The following is a 23,192-nucleotide window of genomic DNA, read 5'->3' as shown; positions in this document are numbered from 1 at the left end:
TCGGTGCCAAAAAAGCTGGTTTGTTGGTACTGATCGGTGTCCGTGAGCATCATTATCCTTGAGCATTTCGACCAGAAATTTGGATCAGAATAGCGAAAACTGGTCGAAATGGCTATGTCATATATCCACGTAGTCCTAGTGCCACAAGGTCTGGAGACTTTTTTCAGGGTCGACTACTTATTTCCTTCAATGGTCAAAGTTTGGGCGCTTCCCGGGTGGGGAAGCTTGGGCTTAACGCTTGGAGGAAATGTGGGGTGGTGCGCGGGGGCGGTAGGCAGAGAAGAGGAAAAGGCGGGCGCTAGGCTTCCAGAGCTTGGGAATTGGCCCCAAGCTGCTGAATGTACTCCACTTTATTGAAGACGAGCGGGTTTCTAGCGTACTATGCATATAGCCACTTTGATAGTCTCAGTATCAATTTGGTTAGCTGGCCCCGGGTGTTCCTAGCACCTTGGGTCAGCGCCTTTTACTTACTCTTACATCACGCTACCGTTCTCCTTTGAAGGGATGGGTCTTTTAGAAAATTCTCGGCTCTCTCGAAGCTTTCAAAATTTTTTAAACTTCTAAAGCCTTTTTATTCAGCTCGCTCAATTACGGCCAAAATACCAAAATATCTATCGATTCTACGCAGCTTTGAGATTGAAATAAACTGAATAAATTCCAATAAGATTATTTTCGCGCCTATATTTTTAGTTATTTTCGGTTGAGGAAATCTCAATCAACCATTAGAAAACTCAATTCACATTGAAATGCACCCCATGCTTTTCTTAAAAGATTAAAGAGCAACATTCTTAATCACATGGCTAACTAAAGGCAAAACTGGGGAATGTGAAAGGTCACTAATGATTTAAATGGATCATTAGTTTTATGCTCGTATCCGCACTCCTTTGTTAAATACTGGAAGAGCGGGATCCCGTTGTAGGGATAAATATTGAGTTCAGCGTGGAGTTACCATCTTGTAAGCCACCTCCCCACATTAGTGTTATTAGTTGGTTATTTTTGGGTTAAAACCAATCGTACACGTAGCCGCTGACAAGATCATTTTAAATTCCAGACTTAGCTCTATCCCTACCAGTATTGCCAAGACATTGAAGACTCTGATTACACTTGGACTCAACAGCGCATTCGCACGGTCGTATCAAGTGGACAACCCAAAGCTCTACTTTATTTATTGGTGGTGAGCACTTGAAAGAACCTAAAGCACCCCCCCTTTCAGTTGGAGCAATATTTCGAGCTAGTGACTGGAGTGGCCAGTATTTAGATCCACAGAAACGAGGCGGTATGTGCGGAATCACCCCTCCTATCCGAGAGACTTGATATCCCACCTCTCCACTGGCTATGTAGCAACCGAATTTCGAAAGCAGATTTAAAGTCTGCAGCTGACTGCCGGCAGCTTCCTCTCAGCGTTCCTTATAATCTGGCCTAACCCCAAATCAGCCTTCCCAAAGCCTGAACGCCAATTCTGGTATTCCACTTCCCTTGCCACTATGTCAGAGATGGAGAGTCTGCAAAAAGCTCTCATGGCTATTTACATCAGAGCCACTGCCACCTGGGTCCATCAGGATAAAGCCTTAACCTTTGCCCTTGAATATGAGTACGACCGGTATAAGTATCTGGGCTCCCATCGACAGTCTCTCTAACAACAGTACCGCGAAAACGTTGATACCATTTGCCTGTATAATTATGATCTTGAAAATTTTTTAAGCGTAACTTACAGGTTTTTGACGAAATCCCAAAATCCATTTCGGTTTCACTTAAGTCAACATTATTTTTTTCCAGCTCTTCTTTAAACTGCTCCATATAATCGCTAGTGGGTTGGTAGTGGCCACTGAAATTATTAATATACTCTATTATTCCACCTACCACAGAGATATGCCCAGCCGCAGCAACTGGGCGTCCCGAAAAAAATGCTGAATGGTGCTGAATGTCACCATTTTTGTTACCACAAAAGATACGTCCATTTTTGTCCATAATAAATGCCCAAGATCCGCCAGGGTTGGTATTAAGTTTCTCACCGCGCCAAAACAGAAGCCCATCTTGTATAGTAACCTGATATTTTTCTCGTTCAGCTTCACTCATATAGGGCACAACAACTCCACTAAAGGTATCTTTACTTAAACCGCTATCTTTTAGCATTCCAAGTTCTTTGTATGGCATGTTACTTATCTCCTTTATAAATGCGCCTAATAGATAGCCTTCAATAATAGCTAGTTATTTTGATGACCATTTCAAGGGTATTTCTATCTCCAGTCGTAAGTTTGACTCCAATATAAATCATTGCGTCTCTCTTTACGTACGCAGGGCTTTTCTTTATGGGAAAGATACCCAACCCGGAAGAGATTATGAGCATCGGCGTCAGTGTATTGAGAGCGGAACGCAAAAGCTAGCCGGCATCTTTGCGCTCGATATTGCAGCCAATGCTGTAATGAGAAACCACTACCTGTTGTGCTCTATATCGACGCAGAAGCCGCCAAAACTTGGTCCGATACCGAGGTCATTACTCGCTGGCAAGAGCTTTTTTAGAACTGCCGTACTAGCTCAACGCTATCTTCAAGGGGACACTCTCGATTCTAGCGAAATGGAATGGCTCAATGAGTCTATTGCTCACCAGGCCAATGCAGAAGACAAGCCTTTGGGAGGGTCGTTTAAAGTCTCAGGCTTTGTTGGGTGAGCAAGCGCTGGCAGACTGCACGGCCCATGTGGATCTCAACCCTAAATATCTACTCCCCGGAGGAGTCGAATTTCATCTCGATCCGACAGCGAATTAACTCAGCGGCTACTGGTAAGCAGCCTGACAAACTATTGCCGATGCTCGGCTGTGAGTGTAAAGCAGACTGCCCTTTCAGCTGGATCCTTATCTCGAACTGGTAGACTGAAGTGGCCGACAACTCAAATGACAGAAACCGGGCGCTATTGATGAAACTATCCCCCAATTCTTCAACGGTTGGGGATACCAGCAAAAACTTGCTCTATCTAAACTGAAACTTTGAGAGCCGTTCTAAGTGCTTGGTGGACTCGGCGGAATTGGGGCGGCAGGTCTATACCCATCAGAATAAGCGCTGGGTACATAGACTTCGAGACTGCCAACTCCTCCTTAGTCCACCTCCAAGTTAAATAGCCAAAAACATACTCGACTATCACTAAGGCAGTTGCGCGACTTACTGCACTCCATACCTATTCCTCAATTATCCACAAACCCAATCTATCTTCGCTGAACCCCCACCTGTATTGGAGTTGATGTGCCATCTGCCGAATGGTGACGTAAAAATTTTACGTACTTCTGAGCGTTTCTAATCCATGGGCCGATCTGTGGGAGCTTAAACGAGTGGATAGTTCGACCGGTTGCTGAATTAAAAAACTGCGGAGCAGAAATGATAGCAATAGGAGGGGTAAACGCCCCTCCCTTAGAATTCTGTCATTAACTGTACGGATTCGGAGATTTAAAAAACATTAACTCCAACTCATATTTCTATGTGGGATTACCCTCTAAAACATTCCATACCTTTCTATACACATGCCCTAAATCGCTATTTAATGCAGAGTTCCAATCGGAAGATGAAAGGGCTGCCACACGCCTACGAACTTCACCCAAAGAAGTTCCTGTCGTTCCACCTACATATGTAGCCAGTTTTGAGGCAGCGGATCTCGGTACGCCAATCAACCTTAGAGCAACGGCATCCTTATCATTAACACCGTAATAAATATGCGATGGGAGATTTCTTACATTTTCAAATTCTTCATCGGACAGGTCACCGCCTGTTATAGAAAGTAACGCTCCCATACCCCATGACGCAGTCTGAGAGAGCCTGCCGAACAAGTTCCTTCCACACTTCGTAATATCACCATCAAAATATTTATCAGAAATATCTTTAAGGCTACTCCCATTTACCCAATCACTTACTATGCGAGCCAACTTGTCACCATCCGGGTGATTTCCGCCAGTAACCGCCTCTAAATTTTCCCTTAACTCTGGGACATTCAATATAACGCCCATCATTCTTTCAAGATGGCCGGCTCCCTCGCTAAAAATATCCGCCGACAACCAATCATCTTTATTAATTTTTGCTTTACCGGCTTCAAATAAAACCGACTTGACGCTCTGTAATGAAAAACCAGTACTATCAACCAATGACAATGGCTGTCCTGGCTCTTGCAAGTAATGCACATATGACTCCACGCCTGAAATCAGCTTATCCGCAAGTGCGGGAGACTCTCCCCTTAGCTTCCCAAATCCAAATGTCCCCCTCAGCACCAACTCGACCTGAGATATAAAGTCCTCGGGTTTCCCCATTTCACGGTATGTATGAGAAAGGTATTGAACGAAAGAAGACCACTCTGGATAGCGCCTTACTATACCACTCAGATTCTCAACCCAATCTCCAGCTTCCCTTACCATAGAAATTAGTGCTGAATTCAATTCTCCAGCTTGTTTATTAATAAATTCTAAGAGGTTTTCTCGGATTTCACTTGACGATGCTACTAGAGCGACCACACCTAAACTTCCTTGGTCCACTCTTCCTGCACGACCAGCAATATTCCAAAAATCTTCTGGCGGCATATCTTCGGGACCGAAGTTCGTAGGGTACTGGTGGGATGCCATAACAACTCCTGAGACAGGAAAATTTACACCCTGCGCAATCGTAGTCGTCGCAACCAAATAATCGAGCTCACCCAATTCAAAAAGCCACTCCATTAAGACCCGAGCATCGTCGGAAAGACCTCCGTGATGAACACCAATTCGGTATTTAAGCAATTCTATTAGCGGAAAATTTTCGCCGTATTCCTGACTCAAAAAACAAGCTACTGTTTCTATATTCTCAGTAAAATTTTTTCGAACAACTTCCCGTTTAATCTGATCGGCCAAGGACCAGACCCAATCGGGCCTAGAATGCATGACAATTACTGGACCGCGCTCCGCCAAACTCTTTGATGCCACGGCTGCCAGTGCTTTCTGACTACTCACCTTACTAAACGTTGTAGCGCTTAATGGATCTGCATTTAGGTTAATTTTTTCATTAGAAAAAAGGGTTTTCCTTGAAGTATGCACTGACTCAAGGCTGATATCGTATCCAAAACTGTTTCCAGATATTTTTTCCCCTTTTTCAACATTCACAACTCCCACAACTCTATCATTGGGCTGCCAATCTAATGCAAGACTAATATCGTCAGAATTCCCGCCCCCAAGCCACCGAGCGACTTCTGATGCATTTTGAATAAAGGGAGTAAGCAGAAGAAATTGAGCCCTCTGGCACTCTTTGTTAATTGTAGAAAGAAGAAGCTCAAGCTTTAGACCTCTACTATCGCTTTGTATGTTGTGGGCCTCATCAACTATAACTAATGTTAGTGGTCTACCAATTTCAGACTCCCACCCCTGGCGCAGTAGGAGATCTAGCTTCTCTGGCGTACTAACCAAAACTCTAAACTGCGTATCTAGCTGCCCATCAGATAGTATGCCAGCCTCAATTCCATCAACCTCTAGCGCCGGTCCCACCTGCTCTACAACAACACCTAACGGACCAAAGTCTTTCCTTAATTTCCTAGCAACCTGATTAACTAAAGTTCGGGTAGGAGCGAGATAGGCTACCCAGCCCCTTTCAGTATCGAATTGATTCAATGCCTGAAGCATGCGGAACTGAGCAATCAAAGTTTTTCCACTAGAAGTAGGCAAGCTCACAACTACAGCTCTTCGGCTTGAGCCAAGAAGCCCCTCTTCAGCCAGTGCCTTTCGCTGCGGCGGAAGCACTTCAAAGAGAGCCTTATTACCACGCCCTTTGTCCACCAGCTCTTTGACAAACTGCGTCACGCGAGAGTTAACTGCTCTCGTTACCGTCCAAATAGAATTAGCAATCATCTGCTGTGCACTAAGCGCAAGCAACTTAACTAACGGTTCCAAATAATAGAATTGACCACCGGAACAAACTTTTAATGCTCGATCAAATTGAGCATCAAGCAAATGTGAAACCTGGAAATTACCATCTACTGCACCATCGGTAACAAAAATAGCCAATACCTCAGCTGCTCTTGCCAAGTGGTAATAAACTATTAATTCAAACGCAGAGTACCTAGCTTCTTGAGGGCTCAAGCGATCTAAGTAGTCTTTTTCAAACTTCTTTTGTATATCTTTAAGCTCGGACACCTTTGCTAAAACAAGATCTCGGTCTTCCCAACCATTTTTTCTTACTAAAAGAAACCAGACATCTAAAATTGAATACCAAGTTTTTTCTTTCCAGTTCTCAGAAATTTGAGGCAGCTCCGGCCATGGGTCTTCACGTAGCAAACGTGCGGCGTCTGCAGCCTTGTCGCCAATTACGGCCAGCAGACTTTGGCGAAGCCTTCTTTCTGCTTCTTTTCTTGGATCCTCAGCTTGAGGAAGAACCCGAAACAACTTGAAGGCATTCGCTGCAGCAATCTTTGATTGACTCGCCAAATCATCCTGAAAGTTAGACGCTAGTGCTTCAAAAGACTCTAGGACCACCATTTCGAAGATTTCGGCTGCACTTTCAATCAATGAGAAATCGAATTCTCCGTAGTCTCCGGAGAACTCTTCTTGAAGAAGGGCTTTGTCAGCTTCAGAAAATGCGCTTTCAATCAAATCCTGGGAGGAATCAACTAGCCAATGACTCATGACAAGCCTCCTTGCTGAATTCTTCCTGGAAGGTCGGAAATCGGACAAGGCAAGTACAGCGCCAATAACTCACATGTAGTCGGAGACGTAAGTAATGATGATAGCTTTTGGCCTCTGCGCTTTAAATCAGCCTCATCAGGATTGACATCTCTGATCAACACCCCAAACAAAGATATATCTCGAGCGCGCGAGCGCAGAAAAAGCTTCACAGCCTCATTGAAGGCTTCCTCAAATTCAGTGCCCTGACACCGAGGAAGCAACCACCTTATGAGCTGAGAGTGCAGTGTTCGATCAACAGCCAATCGCTCAAGCTGCTGAGTCATACCTTTTGACCCTGTCATTACGTTTGGGGGACACTTTTTGTCAGATGAAGACTTCACCTCTCCTAGGGCAAGCCGAAATTCTTCACCTTGCCTCACAAAACCGACCAAGTCAGCTCCAGGCAGGCTAGCGAGGGGAGTCTTCTTGTCTCGCTCAGAGCTCCAAGGCCACACTACTCCAGACCTCCATTCCAGCCACGCTTCAGCAATAGCCTCTCCTACCGCCCAATCTCTGGCTTCAGGTACGGTGGCATCAAGAATTTCCTGCAAACATTCAGACTCGAAACCAGTGGTTACCAGTCCCGCCAAATGTTGCTGGAAGTTGAACTCTCCTTCCTGATCATTAAGGCGTTCGGCCACACGGCCACATAAAAATGACTCAAAGTCCTCGCACTCGGAAAGTGCAAGACCGGCCCAAACGATGCCCTCATCCCCGCCACTGTATACGACTTCATCCATGCCTTGAGATAGCCCATATTCCCTTAAAATTAAGCAGACGACTTTACCTACTTATATGCGAGTCTACAAACGCCTGAGAGGCGAAGAGCACAAGCCATTCATCAGATACGTCATTTATATGTGTAAGATTTCGAACTGGACTTAAATCCCAACCACAAAAAAACCCGCTAAAAGCGGGTTTCTTGGCCGTTGCGATGCAACGATATGTATGGTCGGAGCGGCCGGATTTGAACCGACGACCACCACACCCCCAGTGTGGTGCGCTACCAGGCTGCGCTACGCTCCGATTTTGAAAAATCGCTCACTTCGCTAAGTGATTGATTTTTAAAGACATCGTGTTCCGATGTGGCGTGAATCATACCGGACTAGCAGTGGATTGCAAGCCCGGATTAGTGATTTTAGAAATTATTTTCCCCTTCCAGCAGGGCCACCACATCTTTGAGTTCTGCAATCACTTCTGGCAGTACCTGCTGTAGTTGTACCACTTCTGCCCGCTCGCTGCCGGTCTCTATCTGCAGGCGGGCCCCTCCAATGGTATAGCCCTCTTCGTACAGAAGCGCACGAATCTGGCGGATCATGATGACATCCTGATGTTGGTAATAACGGCGATTACCACGGCGCTTTACAGGCTTCAGCTGCGGGAATTCCTGTTCCCAGTAACGCAGGACATGGGGTTTAACGGCGCATAATTCACTCACCTCTCCAATGGTGAAATAGCGCTTTCCAGGAATTGCAGGTAGCTGAGCGTTATTGCTCGGTTCCAGCATATTCTTCTACTCGTGCCTTGAGTTTTTGCCCTGGTTTGAAGGTAACTACCCTGCGGGCTGAGATGGGAATTTCTTCGCCGGTTTTCGGGTTACGGCCTGGCCGCTGGCTTTTGTCGCGCAGGTCGAAATTGCCAAAGCCCGAGAGCTTGACCTGCTCGTTATTTTCCAGCGCATTGCGGATTTCCTCGAAGAAGTACTCGACGATCTCTTTCGCTTCGCGCTTGTTAAAGCCCAGCTCTTCGTACAGTTTCTCGGCGAGCCCGGCCTTGGTCAGTGCCTCTGTCATTGGATCCTACCAATTGATTCAGAGGCGTCGACTCCAGATCGGAAGCGGCCCAAACCGCGGCGGCTTCAACCCGGTAGCAGACGCTCTCGGGGTGCAATTCAGCCTGCACCCGAGAGCATCATGCCCTGCTAGCGCAGACTAGCGTTATATTTTTCTTCTAGTTTACCGACCACCGCATCTATAGCGGCATTGATTTCGTCGTCATTAAGGGTGCGCGACGAATGCTGAAAGGTCAACCCCAAAGCGACACTTTTTCTATTTAAATCAATGCCTTTGCCCTGGTAGACATCAAATATTTTGAGGTCGGTCAAGGTTTCGCCGGCTACTTCGACGGCGGTTTCCACCAAGCTGGCGGCAGGAACATCAGCATCGATCAATAAAGCCAGGTCGCGGCGCACTTCCGGGAACTTGGATAGCGGGCGGAATGCAGGCACTTTGCCCTCTCCAATCGCTTCCAGGCTCAACTCAAATACGAAGGCGGGCTTGGACAGATCCAGCTTCTTCTGCAGCTGAGGGTGCAGAGCGCCAATAACCCCTACTTCGCGGTCGCCACGCATAATTTTGGCGGTTTGGCCTGGGTGCAGCGCGGGGTACTGGCTGGCAACAAAGCGGAACTCATTGGCGGCACCAGTGCGTGCCAGCAGGGCTTCCACGTCAGCTTTCACATCGTAGAAGTCCACACTGTCTTTACTGCCCGTCCAGTTCTCTGCGTAACGGTTGCCATAAGCCAGGCCTGCAATCATCTGCTCCTGGTGCAGCTCGGCACCAGGTACAAAACGCAGGCCGGTTTCAAACAGGCGCACACGGTTCTGCTGGCGGTTGAGGTTATATTGCAGTGCTTTACAGAGGCCTGGCAGCAAGGTGGTACGCATAACCGCCAGTTCGGCACTGATCGGGTTTTGCAGGGCCACCGGGTCGGCTTCCGGATCAAACAGGGCGGCGTTGTCGCTATCGATAAAGCTGAAGGTGATCGCTTCGTAGTAGCCGCGGCTCAGCAGGGTTTGCTCCAGGTTGTCCTGGGCAATCTGGCTCTCGGGGCGCGGGGCAATTTCCAGTTCGGCAGTAAAGCTTTCGCTGGGGATACGGTTGTAGCCGTAAACACGGGCCAGCTCTTCCAGCAGATCTGCTTCGATGGCGATATCGAAACGGAAGCTGGGTGCGAGGAAAGTCCAGCCCTCATCATTCTGATCGATCTTTTCCAGTCCCAGGCGGGTGAGGATGTCGACGATTTCGTCATCGGCCAGCTGAATACCCAGGCCCTGCTCTACCCGCGCGCGGCGCAGGGTGATATGACGCTCGGCGGGCATGGTTTCAGTCAGCTCGCGCAGATGTACTGGGCCGGGCTCGCCGCCGACAATATCCAGCAACAGCTGGGTGGCGCGCTCAACCGCTTTCTCTTGCAGGTGGTAGTCCACGCCGCGCTCAAAGCGGTGGGAGGAATCCGTGTGCAGGCCGTAGGAGCGGGCCTTGCCGGCAATCGCCAGCGGATTGAAGAAGGCGCTCTCCAGAAAGATATGCTGGGTACCTTCGGTAACAGAGGAGTCCAGGCCGCCCATAATACCGGCCATGGCCAGTGGCTTTTCCTCGTCGGCAATAACCAGGGTGCCTTCCTGAAGTTTTACTTCCTGGCCATCCAGCAGAGTCAGTTCTTCACCGTGCTCAGCCATACGCACTTTGATACCACCGGAGAGTTTCTCCAGGTCAAAGGCGTGCATGGGTTGGCCGAGTTCCAGCAGAACGTAGTTAGTGACATCCACTACCGGGTCGATGCTGCGCAGGCCGCTGCGGCGCAGGCGCTCCTGCATCCACAGGGGCGTTTGGGCTTTGATATCGATATTGCGAATTATCCGGCCTACGTAGCGTGGGCAGGCAGATTCCGCCAGCAGGGATACTGGCAGGCTTTCTTCAATCTGCTGGGGTACCGGGGCAATTTCAGGGCCCTGAACGGCGCAGCGGTTCAGCACGCCCACTTCGCGGGCAATACCGGCAACACCGAGACAGTCGGAACGGTTCGGGGTGAGATCCACTTCAATGGTCTCGTCGTCCAGCTGCAGGTATTCACGCAGGTCGGTGCCGGTGGGAGCATCTTCTGGCAGTTCCCAGATACCGTCGTTGTCTTCGCCCAGTTCCAGTTCAGTCTGTGCGCAGAGCATGCCAAAGCTCTCTACACCGCGCAGCTTGGCTTTCTTGATTTTAAAATCGCCCGGCAGCTTGGCGCCTACCAGGGCAAAAGGAATTTTGATACCCACACGCGCGTTGGGAGCACCGCACACCACTTGCATTTCACCTTCAGGGTGACCGGCTACTTTACACACGCGCAGTTTGTCTGCATCGGGGTGTTGTTCACAGGCGATAATCTCACCCACAACCACTCCGGAAAAATCACCCGCTACTTTTTCTATGCCATCCACTTCCAGGCCGGCCATGGTGATTTGATCGGCCAGTTCCTGAGTGGTGAGTTCCGGGTTTACCCATTCCCGCAACCAGGAGTTGCTGATTTTCATAGTTGATCTCTTTCTGTATTCCGTCAGCGCAGCTCTGTGCGCATTTTGCCTGGGGCCTTTTCGCCGCTCAGGCCTCCACAATTCGATTGCTGATGCGAACAGCCTGAGCCATTCGCGCTCTCACTTGGCTTAGAACTGTTTCAAGAAGCGCAGATCGTTATCGAAGAACAAGCGCAGGTCGTTAACGCCGTAGCGCAGCATGGCGAGGCGCTCGATACCAATACCGAAGGCAAAGCCGGAGTATTTTTCACTGTCGATATCACAGGCGGCAAAGACGTTTGGGTGCACCATGCCGCAGCCGAGAATTTCCAGCCAGCCAGTGCCGGAACACACGCGGCAACCTTCACCACCACAGGCGGTACATTGGATATCCGCTTCTGCAGAAGGCTCGGTGAACGGGAAGTAAGACGGGCGGAAACGCACCGGTACTTCCGCTTCGAAGAAGGCGCGCAGGAACTGGTCGATGGTGCCTTTCAGGTGGGCGAAGCTGATATTCTCACCGATTACCAGGCCTTCCACCTGGTGGAACATGGGCGAGTGGGTGACATCGGAATCACAGCGGTATACGCGGCCCGGGCAGATAATACGCAGCGGCGGAGACTTTTTCTCCATGGTGCGGATCTGTACTGAGGAGGTGTGGGTTCTCAGTACGGTGGTGGGGTCCACATAAAAGGTGTCGTGCATCGCGCGCGCAGGGTGGTGCGCGGGAATATTCAGGGCTTCAAAGTTGTAGTAGTCCTGTTCGACTTCCGGGCCGTTCTCAACAGAAAATCCGATACCGGCAAAGAAGTCTTCTACGCGCTTTAAGGTGCGGGTAATTGGGTGAGCATTGCCCTGCTCTTCACCGCGCCCCGGCAGGGTGACATCTATGGTCTCTTCCGCCAGCTTGGCATTAATGGCCTCTTGTTCCAGCCTATTGCGCCGCGCGTTAATTTTTTCCTGAACCTGCTGCTTGGCTTCGTTGATCTTGGCACCCGCCGCCGGGCGCTCCTCAGCAGACAGTTTACCCAGGCCTTTCAGCAGTGCCGTCAGCTGGCCCTTTTTGCCCAGGTAATCAACACGCACCTGATCCAGTGCGGCGAGGCCGTCGGCCTTTTCCACCAGCTCCATTGCCTGCTCGGTGAGGGACTGCAAATCTTGCATCGAACTGTTCCCGTTTGAATCCAACTTCGATTAATTTTTTCTGCTTTGTTCGGCCGGCGCTCTCTGCACCGGAGGGGTCTACCCCAGGTACCGCCACCGGTAAAAAATAGCGGAAACCCCATAAAAAAATAGGGAAGGGCCGCTACAGCCCTTCCCTATTTTAAGTATTCAGTTTTACAACTGAAGTGACAGCTTACGCTGCCAGGGCTGCCTTAGCTTTTTCAACTACGGCAGCAAAAGCGGCTTTATCGTAAACAGCCAGATCAGCCAGTACACGGCGATCCAGTGCGATGTCCGCTTTCTTCAGACCTGCGATCAGGCGGCTGTAGCTCAGGCCTTCTGCACGGGACTGGGCGTTAATACGGGTAATCCACAGAGCGCGGAAGTTACGCTTCTTAACGCGACGGTCACGGTATGCATACTGACCAGCTTTAATAACTGCCTGCTTGGCAACGCGGAATACGCGAGAACGCGCACCGTAGTAACCTTTAGCCTGCTTCAGAATCTTCTTGTGACGACGACGCGCCTCTACACCACGTTTAACACGGGCCATACTTCTATCCTCTTAAACCTTTGCGATTTGGACCAATTACTTGGCGCGCAACATACGATCGACCAGACCGGCATCAGACTTGTTCATAGTCTGGGTGCCACGCAGCTGACGCTTACGCTTGGTGGTCATCTTGGTGAGGATGTGGCTCTTGTTAGCGTGCTTGTGCTTGTAGCCCGCAGCCGTCTTCTTGAAGCGCTTGGCAGCGCCACTATGAGTCTTTGCTTTCGGCATTTTGTACTCCAAAGTGAATAATCGCCTGTAAAACAGGCACCTTTAGTAACTGCCGATAACCGGGGTTATCGGCACTGCGAGAGTGGGGAGGCAGCCGTCGCCCAACCACTTCTCAAAGGAGATCCCGGGAATGACTTCCCCAAACCTCACTTTTTCTTTTTGCTAGGAGCAAGAACCATCAACATCTGGCGACCTTCCATTTTGGGTCGCTGTTCTACAATGGCCAGCTCTTCCAGGTCCTTCTCGATGCGCTGCATCATTTCCATACCCAGCTCCTGGTGGGCCATTTCACGGCCACGGAAGCGCAGGGATACTTTGGCTTTGTCACCCGCTTCCAGGAAGCGGACGAGGTTGCGCAGCTTGATCTGGTAGTCACCGATATCGGTGCCCGGGCGGAATTTCATTTCCTTGATCTGTTGCTGCTTCTGTTTCTTCTTGGCGGCATTCTTGGCTTTCTTGGCCTCAAATACGTGCTTGCCATAGTCCATGATCTTACAGACTATCGGCGTGGAGTCCGGGGCAATTTCAACGAGATCCAGGCTGGCCTGTTGCGCAGCCTCGAGCGCCTCCTCCAGGGAGACAATGCCCACCTGCTCGCCATCAGCGCCTATCAGGCGGAGTTCTGACGCTTCAATCTGATCATTTATGCGGGCCTTTTTGGACCGTCCCTTAGTATCTCGTTTAATAGCTATGGTCTCCCAGTTGCCAAGTTGTTATGCATTATCTTCTGTCAAACGGCCGCGACGGCTAACGTCTTGCTCAAGGATCTCAAGGAATGACTCATACGTCATGGTTCCCAGATCTTCACCACTACGGGTGCGAACAGCCACAGTCTGACTTTCCACTTCCTTATCGCCAATTACCAACAGATAAGGAACACGCTGGAGCGTGTGCTCGCGGATTTTAAAGCCGATCTTCTCGTTTCTCAAGTCAGCTGTGGCGCGGTATTGCTGCTCACTCAGGCGGGCTTGCAAATCGCGACAATAATCGGCCTGGCGATCGGTGATATTCATGATCGCCACTTGCTGCGGCGCGAGCCAGGTGGGGAATGCACCTTCGTAGTGTTCAATCAGAATTCCGATAAAGCGCTCGAAGGAACCCAGGGCTGCGCGGTGCAACATTACCGGCGACTGGCGCGAACCATCTTCAGCAACATATTGTGCATCCAGACGACCCGGCATAGAGAAGTCCACCTGAATGGTGCCGCACTGCCATACACGGCCGAGACAATCTTTCAGGGAGAATTCAATCTTGGGTCCGTAGAAGGCGCCTTCACCCGGCAACTCTTCCCAGGGCAGGCCCGCGGCGTCTAGCGCATCCGCCAGTGCTTTCTCGGCCTTATCCCAGCTCTCATCGGAACCTACGCGCTTCTCCGGGCGAGTGGAGAGGCGGTAAATCACATCATTAAAGCCAAAGTCTTTGTACACGGAGTGCAGCAGATCCATAAAGTCAGAAACCTCTGACTGGATCTGATCTTCGCTACAGAAGATATGGCCATCATCCTGTACAAAACCGCGCACGCGCATCAGGCCATGCAGGGAGCCAGAAGGCTCGCTGCGGTGACAGGAACCAAACTCCGCCAGGCGCAGCGGCAGGTCGCGATAGCTGCGCAGGCCTTGATTGAACACCTGTACGTGACAGGGGCAGTTCATCGGTTTGATGGCGAACTGACGCTCCTCACTGGTGAGGGTGAACATGTCATCGGCAAATTTGTCCGCGTGACCGGACTTGCGCCACAGGCTGAAATCCACCAGCTGCGGGGTTTTGATTTCTTTGTAGCCGAATTCGCGCTGGCGACGACGCATGTATTGCTCGACAGTGCTGTAAATAGTCCAGCCGTTCGGATGCCAGAACACCATGCCAGGTGCCTCTTCCTGGATATGGAAGAGGTCATATTTCTTGGCCAGCTTGCGGTGATCGCGCTTCTCTGCCTCTTCAATACGACGCAGGTAAGCCTTCAATTCTTTTTTGTTGGCCCAGGCGGTACCGTAAACACGGGTCAACATTTCATTGTTGGAGTCACCGCGCCAGTAGGCACCGGCCACTTTGGTTAATTTGAAGGCTTTCAGCCTTCCAGTGGAGGGCACGTGTGGTCCGCGACACAGATCTTCGAAATCACCCTGGCGATATAAAGAGATATCTTCATCGCTGGGAATGCTGTCGATAATCTCAGCCTTGTACTCTTCGCCCATATCGCGGAAATATTTCACCGCTTCTTTACGGGGCATCAAGCGGCGGGTAACCGGAATATTTTCCTTGACCAGCACTTCCATTCGCTCTTCGATCTTCTCGAGATCCCCTGGCGTAAACTGACGCTCGTAGGCGAAATCGTAGTAGAACCCATCTTCAATAACCGGGCCAATAGTGACCTGGGCGGTGGGGTACAACTGCTTTACTGCCTGCGCCAGCAGGTGTGCGGCGGAGTGACGGATCACTTCCAGGCCTTCCGGCTGACGATCTGTGATGATAGCCAGATTTACATCGCGATCGATGATGTAGCTGGTATCAACTTCTTTACCGTCAACTACACCGGCAAGTGCAGCTTTGGCCAAACCTGGACCGATATCTGCAGCAACATCGTGTACGGAAACCGGGGCGGAAAATTCTCGACGGGAACCGTCGGGAAGAGTAACAACGAGCATTGTATGTCCTTTCTCTCAGTGGCGATCCCTACCAAAGACCGCATGAAACTATCCATGAAATCGTTCATGGAACTATTGATCCGGATGGGCCAGCCATCCTTTATAGATGGTAGACCCGAGCGGATTTGAACCGCTGACCTCTGCCATGTCAAGGCAGCGCTCTAACCAACTGAGCTACGGGTCTAAAACTCTGCAGCGGGGGAACCCAGTGCTGCGAAGAGCGCGAACTTTAGCACCGCTTTTCAGTGTTTTCAACAACTTACTGAACTTTTGTGTGATTAAATTTAAGGCTGGGAACCCTGCAAATCGGGCTGAGCCGATTGCAGAATACAGCCCGGTATTCACCTATTCCGCCTCCTTCAGACGGGAAATCTCATCGCGCAATTTGGCTGCGGATTCAAACTCCAGGTTCTTGGCGTGCTCGTACATCTGCTCTTCAAGCTCACTGATTCGCGCCCAGCGCTGCTTGTCAGACAACGGCTTGGCATCAACTTTATAAGCGCCCTTCCCTTCGGCCACCTTACGCTTGTTTTTCGGCACGCCGGGCGCCACAGCTCCTTCAAGAATGTCCGCCACACTTTTGCGAATCCCTTTGGGGGTAATGCCATGCTCTTGGTTAAAGGCGAGCTGCTTCTCACGGCGACGGCGGGTTTCCTCAAGGGCCCGCTCCATAGAGCCTGTCACCTTATCCGCATATAGAATAGCCCGCCCCTCAAGGTTACGCGCAGCGCGGCCAATAGTCTGAATCAACGAGCGATCTGAACGCAGAAAGCCTTCCTTATCTGCATCAAAGATGGCTACCAGCGCTACTTCAGGCATATCCAGACCTTCTCGCAGAAGGTTAATACCCACCAATACATCAAATTCACCGATACGAAGATCCCGAATAATCTCTACCCGCTCTACGGTATCAATATCAGAATGCAGGTAGCGTACACGCACCCCATTCTCAGCCAAGTACTCAGTCAAATCCTCGGCCATCCGTTTTGTCAGCACGGTAATAAGGACTCGCTGGTCGGCATCTGCGCAACGGTGAATCTCTGACAGGGCATCATCCACCTGGGTTTGGGCTGGACGAATCTCCACCTCCGGGTCAACAAGCCCGGTTGGTCGTACCACCTGCTCAGCCACCTGCCCTGCGTGGTCGCCCTCGTAGGGCCCCGGTGTTGCAGAGACAAATACCGTTTGCGGAGCCAGGTGCTCCCACTCTTCAAACTTAAGAGGGCGATTATCCAGGGCGGATGGGAGGCGGAAACCGTATTCCACCAGGGTCTCTTTGCGCGAGCGGTCTCCCCGGTACATGCCACCAATCTGCGGAACGGTTACATGGCTTTCATCAATAAACAGCAGGGAATCATGGGGCAGATAATCAAACAATGTGGGTGGCGGCTGGCCGGCATCACGCCCGGACAGGTAGCGGGAATAGTTCTCCACACCATTGCAGTAACCCAGCTCCTGCATCATCTCCAGGTCATATCGGGTACGCTGCTCCAGTCTCTGAGCTTCCAATAATTTATTGTTACTGCGCAACTGATCAAGGCGCACACGCAACTCTTCCTTAATTTGATCTATAGCACTGACGACCGTTTCCCTGGGGGTTACATAGTGGGACTTTGGAAAGATAGTGACCCGGGGAACCTTTTTAAGCTGTTCACCAGTGAGAGGATCGAACAGGGTGATATCTTCGATCTCCTCATCAAATAAGGAGAGGCGCACCGCTTCCATATCGGAATCTGCCGGGTAGATATCGATGATATCGCCGCGTACACGGTAGGTCGCACGGCGGAAGTCGGCATCGTTACGAGTGTATTGCAGCTCCGCCAGTCGGCGCAGAATTGTACGTTGATCGACCAGGTCACCACGATCCAGGTGCAGTACCATTTTGAGGTACTTATCCGGATCTCCCAAACCATAAATAGCCGACACTGTAGCAACCACTACCACGTCTCGCCGCTCAATCAGGGCTTTGGTGGCGGAAAGGCGCATCTGCTCAATATGCTCGTTTACCGACGCATCCTTCTCAATAAAGGTATCCGAGGATGGCACGTAAGCTTCGGGCTGATAGTAGTCGTAGTAAGAGACGAAGTACTCTACAGCATTCTTGGGGAAGAACTCTTTGAACTCACCGTAAAGCTGCGCAGCCAGCGTCTTGTTGTGAGCCATCACTATCGCCGGACGCTGCAGGCGCTCAATAATGTTGGCCATGGTGAAAGTCTTGCCCGACCCGGTGACCCCCAGCAGCGTCTGATGACTGAGGCCGTCATTGATCCCCTCTGCCAGCTGTTCAATTGCCACCGGCTGATCGCCGGCCGGGCTGTAGTTACTCTCTACCTTGAACGGACGCGACTCCATACACTCACCCAACAATCAATCAGAAAAATAGAATGCGATTGTAGGCCTTCCTCAAAGGCCCCACAAACCCGAAAGGTCTGCCACGCCTCCCCATTCCCCCTAGTTACTCGATATTTTTTGCGCACAAATCGAACAAATAATTTCCTGACAAATCAATTAGTTAAACCGAAAAAAAGGGTTGACCTGCCCAAAGGGGCTCTATAATATACGCGCCATCTGAACGGCACAGCCGCTAAGAAATTCCGCCTTAGCTCAGTTGGTAGAGCAAATGACTGTTAATCATTGGGTCGCTGGTTCGAGCCCAGCAGGCGGAGCCAAATTCAAAGGCGCAGAGTCGATGATTCTGCGCCTTTAAAACCAAATTCCGCCTTAGCTCAGTTGGTAGAGCAGTTGACTGTTAATCAACCTGTCGCTGGTTCGAGCCCAGCAGGCGGAGCCAAAAAAAGCCTTGTAAATCATTGAGTTACTAGGCACCGCGAAGCGGTACAAAGAGGGCGACATCAAGCAATTTGGTGTTGCCTTTTTTGTTTTTGGTCCCAGCCAGGCGTCAATACCCATACGACAAGTACATTGGTACCAAGTACTTTTGGGGCCGCCCTTTTCCTCCAAAGTGTCAACCAAGTGTCAACGCAAATTTAAAAGCCTGACTTTGAAGCTGGACTTTCTACCTGCACAGACAAGCAAGGCCGGCATCAATGGTTGGCGAGCAGGCTGCGCAATTTACGCAAGATGCTGCAAAGGCCGAGCTGCACATCCGGGCTAAGCTCCAAGTGGCTTCCAGGGTTTAGCGCCAAAGATAGGAAATCCAACTGATGGATAGCTTCATCAAGACTCTCCATCACTTGCAGATACGCTGGATGATGACCAAGCTGGGCCCCCTCCTCATGTAAAAAGCACAAGACTTCGAAATCAGGGCCAAGCACGGTTAGGCCGTCGCCCTGGGTGTAATGGGCGTATTGGATATCTGAGATTTGAAGATGATGTTCCGGCAGAACGGGTTGCGAATTGCGATTAGCCATGACTGGCTCCTTTTGTTCATTTCTACATGATGATTAGGGCGCCGAGAGGGTAGAAACCTGCAAAAGGATCAGGCCCGGTTGATTCCCCCGAAGGGTATTCTATTCCCCGGCCTCTCGGCATAACTGACAAATTTCGGGCATAAAAAAGCCGCTGTAAGGGCAGCGGTTTATACCTGCCTTTTGTAAGAGGTTTCTACGCCTCAGGGCTGAATTTAGTGATACGATCAGATGCTGTCAAGCAGGTATGGGTAATAAAGAGCATTAAAGGGGAGCAGCGGGAGTTCGTGAATTAATGGAACGGCAGAATTTGATTAACGTAATCCAAAGGGTGGGAGGCCAACAGAGCGGGCTAGCTGAATCTGACGCCCTATGGAGAAAAATAGACTTTTTGCAACAAACCAATCGGTATTCTCAACTAATAAAACAGCTCACCAAAGCTAACGACAGAAGTAATTTCTTAGCCTTATTATTAGAAATCAACTTTGCCTTTCAGTTCGAGTCAAGAGGACTAGAACTACGTTACGAGGTCAAGCAAAATTCCCAACGCCAGAGTTCGATCGATTTCCTACGCCAAACATCGAATGGAGACCAAATTTATCTCGAGCTTCGCCTCTTGCAACAAACAAAGACGTTTACAGACTGGATCAAGAAGCAACTGGAAAGATTCCAAGCTTACGTCGCAGATCTGAAGTCTATTGATGAGCAAAACGAAATTGTACGTATTCAAAGTACAGTGCTTAGCAAGGTTCAAGACAGAAAAGGTAACCCTATAAAGTTCTTCACTACCGCCACGAACGCAGTGAATATTGTGGCGATTGATGCTACCGACAGCCTTTTGAAAACGATAGATATTCATGATTGCATGCTTGCAACTCATGGCGATCCCAGTGTAGAGGAGCAATTTCGCAGGGGCGTATTCGGTTTGTTTCAGAAAGTCAAAACCGATGACTCAAAAGAGTCTCAGGATCTAGCTGCCAAGTACAAACATATTAGAAACACGTTGCATGGTGTTCTGTTCCTTTTTAAGGTGCCTAATACCGGGGACCTAGCCTATGAGCTGGAATGCTTCCTAATTAGTAATCCGGTACTAATTTCTACAGATAGAGCGGCCGTGGCTTTCGAGGAGATAGTAAGAACAATTCCACGTCGCAACTAGGCGAATTTTATCTGCACTAAAAGTCAGATAGAACCCCTGATACCGCCCAGAAAACCCGTGGTTACTGGCTTTCAGCTATTTTGGCCTGTGAAAAATCTGTTCACTTTATTTCAAAAGTGCCTATTTTGTGAAATCCCCAAAATCGCTACGGCCTACGACTGGCGGGGGCTTGCGGTGTCTGCCAATTTCGCTGGGCAAAGAAAAGCCCAAAACCGGCAGGCGTGGGGAGGAGTGACCGGCGGCTATTTTCGCTGTACATTTTTTGATCGAGGCGGCCGGGAGGCCCTAGAGATCGCGGGATTTGGCGGGAAATTGTTGGCTTAGGTTGCCCCAGGAAGGTTTGAAGAATTTTGAAATGTGGTGGGCATGTAATTTCTATGCGCTACAGATTTTAAAGCTTCTTCTTTGGGTGATAGGATTTGGCCGATACCTAACCGGATAAAAAATAGGAGTGGCTTAAATTAAGTGGATTTAATTCTGTAACAAACCCCATCATCAGAGAAGTGCTACTTGGCACTAGCAACAGAGGCGACCACAATGAACGAATGGACAGATTGGAAACCTTTCCCAGACCCACGTAAGAATGACCTTCTCATCGCTCCTTTCGGGCCGGGTGTTTATGATTTGCGAAATAAAAAAACAAATGAGCCTATCCTGTTCGGCTCGAGTAAAAACTGCGCTTCCCGAATGTCCAGCCTTCTCCCTGTACCACTTGGTTACGGCAACAGGGACAACGCCGAAAAACGTGAGTATGTACTGGAACAACTAGTGGACATTGAGTATAGAGTTTTACCCTGTAGCAACAAAGAGACCGCGAAAAAAGAGGAAAAAAAGTTAAAAGACGAAAAATTAAAAGAAAAAAAATCCTATTTATTTCCAACGTAGATCCCCTCATAAAGAATGACTATTTATGAAAGGTTAATTCTTAAACCACCCAAAACACCCTTGTACCTATTAAGCTTAACCTCTATTCAATACTAAATCTCTAAGAGGAGAACAATAATGCAAAAAGCTCTACAGTTTTATGGGAATATTTTGAGTGCCAATAGTGACGACGAATATTCACAGAGAGGACAAAAACCAAAAGGCGGCACAAAGCCACCTCAATCGGAAAAACCTAAACCCAACCCAAATTAATTAGCTTTATATCTAAGCTCCACATATTTTATCTCCCTGCTGGGGATATAAGTTAGATTATCTCCCCAGCTTGGGTGGCGTACATTATCCACCGTTTTAAAGTCATCCCAAGATGGTAATTTTTGTTCGGTCACATATAAAGCCACATTGCCCTTATCATCAGTTTCATAAAGTGAAACCGAAGCATCATCAAAATCCTGCACAGAATCACAACATAGTTTTGTCCCATCATTTAGGGTAACTACAACCTGGGTAGGAAACATACTGGTATCCTGTTGTAGCCGATTCCATAGCGAACCCAGCCCATTTTCATTGGTAATGCCTGTGGCATTTAGTGCTTTAAAGTACCAATTGCGCCCTGTAATTCTCCAAAAAACACCAAAGATCCAGCTAGCCGCAATAGCCACCAGCGCCGAAACTACCAGTGAACCACTCCAGAATGACAGCATGCTATAAAAAACCATCAAGCCAATCATGCCGTAAATTAAAACACTGTATAATAATTCGTCCTTGCGTTCGCCATCCCTGAACCCCTGGTTAGCTACCGAATGGCCTATATACCCCGTGGCCAGCACTACCTGGATATACACAGGCAGCTCTAATAGATCATTAACCATAATTTAATCCCTATCTATTCCTTTAAATTGTCAAGTTTACTGCTTTATTCCAGCGGCATCCGTACTAAAAATTAGGGCACTCCCTCTCCACCAAAACCCCTCCCCTCTTAATCGAGTACTCAGTAAACTTCCCTGTCGCCATATCAAGAATCTGCAACCAGGAGTAATGTAGCGCTTTCTTGGATTTAGCAATTTTTTCCGCTAGTTCTTTTGCCGCCTCTTGAGTGGGCGCAGAAGCTCTAAAACTCTTTGCACCGCCATTCAATAAATGTACACGCTCGGCAAAAATTGCAAATCTGTTTACCTTATTTTTCATAACTTCTCTCCTTTTAAGTGTATAACCAGCTTAAGCCCGAACCGCGCTAAGCTGTGATTTCAAACTATCCGCACTACTCTTGTGCCCATTAATCGCCGCCTCTTGTGTTGGTTTCTGCCCGTTGGCGGGGTGCGAGTGCGTCGCGAGGGTAGCGGCCAGTGCCGACACTACGCCGATCAAGTCCTCGAGCACTTTCAGCACGTTTAATGACTCACTGCCTAACCAAACCTTGCCGCCATCTTTTACTTTGATGGTTTGGCGAACCTTGGCCACCGATTCGCGAATATTGCCGATCTGTTCTTTTAAGTCGCGGCCCGCTGAATTATTAATGTCGCTAGCCGTTGTAATATTTAGATTATCCAGCGCGGATAAGTTCAGGCCGCCAGCAGATAAGAAACGTAAAGCTCCAAGGGCTTCAATTATTTTTACGCCCGCTACCTCTTCCACAGAATGCTCTTGTACTTGTCGGTATTCACTGTCGCAGCTTGCTTTAATTTCGGCGGCCTCAGTAATTCTGCGTAATGATTTTTCGCGTATATCGCCGTGGGTTTCTCGGCCCCATTCTCCGCTGGCATTGACTTTTTGTCGCACTGAGTCGCTTTGCTGCCAAATTAAATCCTCGCGGTCGAGCGCTGGTACGCCGACCTCACGGGATAGCACGGTACGAATAAAGGGCTGGTCTGGTTCGCCATAGGCAAACGCCAATTCAACCACCGTGCCCGGTTGCGGAAAACCAAAGGCCCCGCGCTCATTGCCGGCATATTGCAGTGGCAGCGGTACACTACGAAAAATCGGCAAGCGATTATCGGTTTTGCCTTCAGGTGTTAATACCTGCACATCCACCCCATAACGCGGGCGAAACTCTTCTGCAAGCTCCGGCTTTTCCATGGGGTCACTGATCGCTACTACTCTGGCCAATATCGGTAAGTGTAAACCGCTGTTTATTTCCGGGTAGAGCCGGCTGATTAAGCGCTTTATTTGCTGTTCCATGGGTCCGCGCTCCAAGTTAAATTCATAAAATTGCCGGCGAGCGCTACTTTGGTTGCGTAGTGTCCATTTAAAAAAACA

Annotated in this window: 20 protein-coding genes and 4 tRNA genes; 6 read left to right on the top strand and 18 right to left on the bottom strand. The window is 49.4% G+C overall.

Annotated features, from left to right (window positions below; translation table 11 throughout):
- Positions 1-1,530: 1,530 nt before the first annotated feature.
- Positions 1,531-2,154 carry an IQM protein middle domain-containing protein gene (locus ACCI49_RS19360; protein WP_371840808.1) on the bottom strand — a complete coding sequence of 208 codons (624 nt, stop codon included), beginning with the start codon at positions 2,152-2,154 and terminating at the stop codon, positions 1,531-1,533.
- A gap of 434 nt (positions 2,155-2,588) precedes the next feature.
- Here ACCI49_RS19360 and ACCI49_RS19355 point away from each other — a divergent pair, with 434 nt between their 5' ends.
- A complete protein-coding gene (locus tag ACCI49_RS19355) occupies positions 2,589-2,765 on the top strand; it encodes a hypothetical protein (protein ID WP_371840807.1) in 177 nt (58 codons plus the stop codon).
- A gap of 701 nt (positions 2,766-3,466) precedes the next feature.
- Here the strand turns inward: ACCI49_RS19355 and ACCI49_RS19350 are convergent.
- The 13 genes from ACCI49_RS19350 to uvrB form a co-directional block, all read right to left on the bottom strand.
- Positions 3,467-6,622, bottom strand: a complete 3,156-nt coding sequence (locus tag ACCI49_RS19350; protein WP_371840806.1) for a DEAD/DEAH box helicase — start codon at positions 6,620-6,622, stop codon at positions 3,467-3,469.
- Positions 6,619-7,401 (bottom strand): hypothetical protein, encoded by a 783-nt coding sequence (locus tag ACCI49_RS19345; RefSeq protein WP_371840805.1) that lies wholly within the window; start codon positions 7,399-7,401, stop codon positions 6,619-6,621. The genes ACCI49_RS19350 and ACCI49_RS19345 overlap by 4 nt, the downstream gene beginning before the upstream one ends.
- Positions 7,402-7,610: 209 nt before the next feature.
- A tRNA-Pro gene (locus ACCI49_RS19340) sits at positions 7,611-7,687 on the bottom strand.
- Between the two features lie 112 nt (positions 7,688-7,799).
- Positions 7,800-8,168: a MerR family transcriptional regulator gene (locus ACCI49_RS19335; protein WP_020413346.1), complete on the bottom strand. Its 369-nt coding sequence runs from the start codon at positions 8,166-8,168 to the stop codon at positions 7,800-7,802.
- Positions 8,149-8,454 carry an integration host factor subunit alpha gene (ihfA, locus tag ACCI49_RS19330; RefSeq protein WP_020413347.1) on the bottom strand — a complete coding sequence of 102 codons (306 nt, stop codon included), beginning with the start codon at positions 8,452-8,454 and terminating at the stop codon, positions 8,149-8,151. Before ihfA ends, ACCI49_RS19335 begins: the two co-directional genes overlap by 20 nt.
- A gap of 128 nt (positions 8,455-8,582) precedes the next feature.
- Positions 8,583-10,958, bottom strand: a complete 2,376-nt coding sequence (pheT, locus tag ACCI49_RS19325) for a phenylalanine--tRNA ligase subunit beta (RefSeq protein WP_371840804.1) — start codon at positions 10,956-10,958, stop codon at positions 8,583-8,585.
- 129 nt (positions 10,959-11,087) lie between these two features.
- Complete coding sequence (pheS, locus tag ACCI49_RS19320; RefSeq protein WP_371840803.1) at positions 11,088-12,101, bottom strand: phenylalanine--tRNA ligase subunit alpha; 1,014 nt, start codon at positions 12,099-12,101, stop codon at positions 11,088-11,090.
- Between the two features lie 193 nt (positions 12,102-12,294).
- Positions 12,295-12,654, bottom strand: a complete 360-nt coding sequence (gene rplT, locus ACCI49_RS19315) for a 50S ribosomal protein L20 (protein WP_020413350.1) — start codon at positions 12,652-12,654, stop codon at positions 12,295-12,297.
- Positions 12,655-12,690: 36 nt separating this feature from the next.
- A complete protein-coding gene (gene rpmI / locus ACCI49_RS19310) occupies positions 12,691-12,885 on the bottom strand; it encodes a 50S ribosomal protein L35 (RefSeq protein WP_020413351.1) in 195 nt (64 codons plus the stop codon).
- A gap of 146 nt (positions 12,886-13,031) precedes the next feature.
- The gene (infC, locus tag ACCI49_RS19305; RefSeq protein ID WP_157533488.1) at positions 13,032-13,571 is read right to left on the bottom strand and encodes a translation initiation factor IF-3; all 540 of its coding nucleotides are present in this window, start codon (positions 13,569-13,571) and stop codon (positions 13,032-13,034) included.
- Positions 13,572-13,598: 27 nt separating this feature from the next.
- Positions 13,599-15,527 carry a threonine--tRNA ligase gene (gene thrS / locus ACCI49_RS19300; RefSeq protein ID WP_371840802.1) on the bottom strand — a complete coding sequence of 643 codons (1,929 nt, stop codon included), beginning with the start codon at positions 15,525-15,527 and terminating at the stop codon, positions 13,599-13,601.
- 107 nt (positions 15,528-15,634) lie between these two features.
- A tRNA-Val gene (locus ACCI49_RS19295) sits at positions 15,635-15,711 on the bottom strand.
- 161 nt (positions 15,712-15,872) lie between these two features.
- Positions 15,873-17,879, bottom strand: coding sequence for an excinuclease ABC subunit UvrB (uvrB, locus tag ACCI49_RS19290; RefSeq protein ID WP_371840801.1), 2,007 nt, complete (start codon positions 17,877-17,879; stop codon positions 15,873-15,875).
- A 241-nt stretch (positions 17,880-18,120) separates the two neighbouring features.
- On the opposite strand from uvrB, the gene ACCI49_RS19285 reads away from it, so the two are divergent.
- Positions 18,121-18,196, top strand: a tRNA-Asn gene (locus tag ACCI49_RS19285).
- A 46-nt stretch (positions 18,197-18,242) separates the two neighbouring features.
- Positions 18,243-18,318: transfer RNA gene (locus ACCI49_RS19280), tRNA-Asn, on the top strand.
- A gap of 253 nt (positions 18,319-18,571) precedes the next feature.
- Here ACCI49_RS19280 and ACCI49_RS19275 read toward each other — a convergent pair.
- Positions 18,572-18,898 carry a hypothetical protein gene (locus ACCI49_RS19275; RefSeq protein WP_371840800.1) on the bottom strand — a complete coding sequence of 109 codons (327 nt, stop codon included), beginning with the start codon at positions 18,896-18,898 and terminating at the stop codon, positions 18,572-18,574.
- A gap of 292 nt (positions 18,899-19,190) precedes the next feature.
- On the opposite strand from ACCI49_RS19275, the gene ACCI49_RS19270 reads away from it, so the two are divergent.
- From ACCI49_RS19270 to ACCI49_RS19260, 3 genes are all read left to right on the top strand, one after another.
- Entirely contained in the window at positions 19,191-20,054 is an 864-nt protein-coding gene (locus ACCI49_RS19270; protein ID WP_371840799.1) for a hypothetical protein, read from the top strand.
- Positions 20,055-20,591: 537 nt separating this feature from the next.
- A complete protein-coding gene (locus ACCI49_RS19265; RefSeq protein ID WP_371840798.1) occupies positions 20,592-20,939 on the top strand; it encodes a GIY-YIG nuclease family protein in 348 nt (115 codons plus the stop codon).
- Positions 20,940-21,056: 117 nt separating this feature from the next.
- The gene (locus tag ACCI49_RS19260; RefSeq protein WP_371840797.1) at positions 21,057-21,191 is read left to right on the top strand and encodes a hypothetical protein; all 135 of its coding nucleotides are present in this window, start codon (positions 21,057-21,059) and stop codon (positions 21,189-21,191) included.
- Here the strand turns inward: ACCI49_RS19260 and ACCI49_RS19255 are convergent.
- From ACCI49_RS19255 to ACCI49_RS19245, 3 genes are all read right to left on the bottom strand, one after another.
- A complete protein-coding gene (locus ACCI49_RS19255; RefSeq protein ID WP_371840796.1) occupies positions 21,188-21,808 on the bottom strand; it encodes a 6TM ABC transporter family protein in 621 nt (206 codons plus the stop codon). The genes ACCI49_RS19260 and ACCI49_RS19255 overlap by 4 nt on opposite strands.
- Positions 21,809-21,872: 64 nt before the next feature.
- A complete protein-coding gene (locus tag ACCI49_RS19250) occupies positions 21,873-22,124 on the bottom strand; it encodes a hypothetical protein (RefSeq protein ID WP_371840794.1) in 252 nt (83 codons plus the stop codon).
- Positions 22,125-22,154: 30 nt separating this feature from the next.
- A partial coding sequence (locus tag ACCI49_RS19245) for a hypothetical protein (RefSeq protein WP_371840792.1) occupies positions 22,155-23,192 on the bottom strand: 1,038 nt, incomplete at its 5' end.

It is taken from the genome of Microbulbifer epialgicus (assembly GCF_041447265.1).
GTDB classification, from domain to species: Bacteria; Pseudomonadota; Gammaproteobacteria; order Pseudomonadales; family Cellvibrionaceae; genus Microbulbifer; species Microbulbifer epialgicus.
The sequence above is the reverse complement of the archived record's forward strand: the minus strand, read 5'-3'. Positions and strand labels throughout refer to the sequence as shown.